This is a genomic window from Winogradskyella arenosi, assembly GCF_003337305.1.
Lineage (GTDB): Bacteria > Bacteroidota > Bacteroidia > Flavobacteriales > Flavobacteriaceae > Winogradskyella > Winogradskyella arenosi.
Genome location: NZ_QPJO01000016.1, coordinates 1 through 2,793 on the forward strand (window position 1 = coordinate 1; position 2,793 = coordinate 2,793).

Sequence of the window (2,793 nt, forward strand, 5' to 3'; positions counted from 1 at the left end):
GAGCCATTTTCTTTTATACGCTGTTTTTTCTTTAGCTCTATCTCTTTTGCTAATGTTTTGGGTAATGACTTTTTTGACATATCGACGCCTGTAATAAGTTCCATATCAGCAATAATGTCTTGCTGAAAGTCTTTTTGGAACTCAAGTTCCTCAATCTTTTCTTTTAACTTTTTAATCTCATCGTTTTTACTCATGCCATTGTTTTGTTGTACTAAGGTACTATATTTTCTTAACCAATAGGATATGGTTGTTCTGGGAATATCATATTTTTTAGAAGCTTGGTTGTTTGAAATCTGACCATTTAAGATTTGGTCAAAGACTAAAAGTTTGGTTTCTAACGTTGCTTTTTGATAGCTTTTTTTTAGCCAGTGTTCATTTTTTGTTTTCATAAGTGACTATAATTAAGTGTTTAATTTTTAGTCAACCTATTTCAGGAAAGTACAATTTTCTAATGTTTGCCAACGTGTTTGTGTATGGTTAGTTGCGTGGTTTGGTAGCTAATTTAGCAAACTTTAACGAACCAGAGAAAATTCCGCAGGAATTTTCGCAAGTAAGCAGAAAAAAGCAATTAATTATACACGTTGTTAAGTGCAGTTTTTTTATTTCAGTCGTTTTTTAATGTCCATTCTCTGATGTAAAATTCTAACTATTTCTACAATTTCATTTTCAACTTTTCTGTAGAAAATCAGATGCGATTTAATTTTCGTTACGCGATAATTTTTTCGAGTTTGTTCAGCCGATTTTCCAATCAGATAGTTATCCGCAATGAAGTCAATTTCTGCCATTATTAAATCGTAATATCTGTCAGCTTGTTCTTTAGACCATTTGTTAAAAGTATAAATCCAAATTTTATCTAAATCCTCAATCGCTTGTTGACTTATGCGATATTTGTTTTTACTCATAAGTGTTTACGATGTAATTCTTTCAAATGTTGTTTTGGGTCGAAGTTTTCAACAAATCCACTATTTTCTCCAACTTCGAGAGCTTTAATAAGTTCTCTTTCTTTTTTTTCTTCACGTTCTAACAAACGTAATGCGGAACGAATTACTTCGCTAACCGAACCATATCTACCAGAACTTACTTCTTCTCTGATAAAATCCTCAAAATGATTTCCAAGTGATATTGATGTGTTTTTTCCCATTTTAGCTATATTTTACTCAAATATACCAAATCTTGGTAATGTGGCCAAATTGCACATAACGTGTTTGTGTATGGTTAGTTGCGTGGTTTAGCAACTAAGTTAACAAACTTTGACGAACCTGTGAATATTCCGCAGGAATATTCGCAAGTAGGGCAGAACCTAGCAATTAATTATACACGGTGTTGTGTGTAGTGTTTTATTCATTTCAGCTTTTAGTCGATTCAGCTTTTATTCGGTCAGCAGAATTGGCTATAAATAACAACAAAACAATTGCTATAATATTAATATTCAGTTCTATTAAATCAGGGTTTGCATTTCGAGATAATCTCCAGTTAGCCAAACTAAAGTCAATTCCAATTATCGTATCATTTGTCATTTCCATTGTAATTCTCAAATAAGCACCAATGGCAAAATCAAAAATGTATCCAAATAGAACAAAACTGATTATTTGAACAGCTTGTGTGAATACAGAAAAATTTAAACCTTTTATATACTTTTTTCGGACGAGTAAAATTCCGCTGTAAATTGAAATTCCACATAAAGCGAGAAAGAGGATAAGGGAAAAAATAAAGAATCCATTAGAATTCAAATTGTCATAAACTCCTAAAAAAACGAGTAATATTCCGATTATTCCTCCAAAGATTTCATAATAACCTAAGTATTCTATTCGACTGTAAATTTTCTTCATTAACGTATTTTTACATTAGACACAACGGTTTTGTGTATGGTTAGTTGCGTGGTTAAGCAACTAATTTAGCAAACTTTTACGAACCCGAGAAAATTCCGCAGGAATTTTCGCAAGTAAGCACTTAAAAAGCAATTAATTATACACGTTGTTGTGCTTTAGTGCTTTTGTATTTTATCAATTTCCAAATCAAATGAGTTGCAGTTCCTGCGATTGTTCCGAAAATCCAAAATCCGAGTGTAATTCCGAGTACTGGCATTCCACAATTAATTCCGTCTGTTCTTGGTTCGGGATAGAAAAATCTTGGTATAACAAGAAAATAGCAGTTTATAAAAATCAAAAGTATCAGAAAATCAGGAACTTTTTTTCCGTATTTACTATTCAGATAGTACAAGCCAAACTGAATTAAAGAAATTCCGAAAATAAAAAGTAAAATCATTTAATTCAGCTTTTGTTTACGTAAAATCCTTTTTCTTTAGTTTCAAGATTTTTTATGATTAATTTTTTTCCATAACAAAAAACCACTTTAGCTTTTCCTTGATTTGTTTCAATTATTCCATTGTTAATTTCAAAAGAATTTTTAGTTAACCAATCTCCAATATGAGCTCCTTCAGCGTATTTCCAGTCTTGTTTTTCAATAAAAGACGAAGAATTATTATAGAAGCCAAAAATCAAAACAAGTCCGATTATTACACTTAATATTTTAAAAATCCGTTTTTTCATTTTTCTGAAATTGTTCTTTTGAGTTCTTCGTTCAGGCATTAAGCACAACGTTGTTGTATATGGTTTGTTGCGTGGTTTAAGCAACTAATTTAGTAAATAATTACCGACCGAGAAAGTCCGCGAGGACTTTCGCAAGTAGGCAAGAAGCCAGCAATTAATTATACACGTCTTAAGTTAGCATTTTAATAAAAACACTAAATTAAGATCTATAAATTAGAAAGAACAAAAGAGAGGAATAAGGTTA

6 protein-coding genes are annotated in these 2,793 nt (G+C 31.1%); all 6 read right to left on the minus strand.

Features of this window, described 5'->3' with window-relative positions; all coding sequences use genetic code 11:
• Nucleotides 1–389: helix-turn-helix domain-containing protein (locus DFQ08_RS15910; RefSeq protein ID WP_114311029.1), on the minus strand; the 389-nt coding region annotated here is incomplete at its 3' end.
• Between the two features lie 210 nt (nucleotides 390–599).
• Complete coding sequence (locus DFQ08_RS15915; RefSeq protein ID WP_114311030.1) at nucleotides 600–902, minus strand: type II toxin-antitoxin system RelE/ParE family toxin; 303 nt, start codon at nucleotides 900–902, stop codon at nucleotides 600–602.
• On the minus strand, nucleotides 899–1,141 hold the full coding sequence (locus DFQ08_RS15920) for a type II toxin-antitoxin system ParD family antitoxin (protein WP_073153620.1): 243 nt from the start codon (nucleotides 1,139–1,141) through the stop codon (nucleotides 899–901). Before DFQ08_RS15920 ends, DFQ08_RS15915 begins: the two co-directional genes overlap by 4 nt.
• 205 nt (nucleotides 1,142–1,346) lie before the next feature.
• Complete coding sequence (locus tag DFQ08_RS15925; RefSeq protein ID WP_114311031.1) at nucleotides 1,347–1,829, minus strand: hypothetical protein; 483 nt, start codon at nucleotides 1,827–1,829, stop codon at nucleotides 1,347–1,349.
• A 136-nt stretch (nucleotides 1,830–1,965) separates the two neighbouring features.
• A complete protein-coding gene (locus DFQ08_RS16285; protein WP_114311032.1) occupies nucleotides 1,966–2,265 on the minus strand; it encodes a hypothetical protein in 300 nt (99 codons plus the stop codon).
• Nucleotides 2,266–2,270: 5 nt separating this feature from the next.
• Nucleotides 2,271–2,549, minus strand: a complete 279-nt coding sequence (locus tag DFQ08_RS15935) for a hypothetical protein (protein ID WP_147269494.1) — start codon at nucleotides 2,547–2,549, stop codon at nucleotides 2,271–2,273.
• Nucleotides 2,550–2,793: the final 244 nt, after the last annotated feature.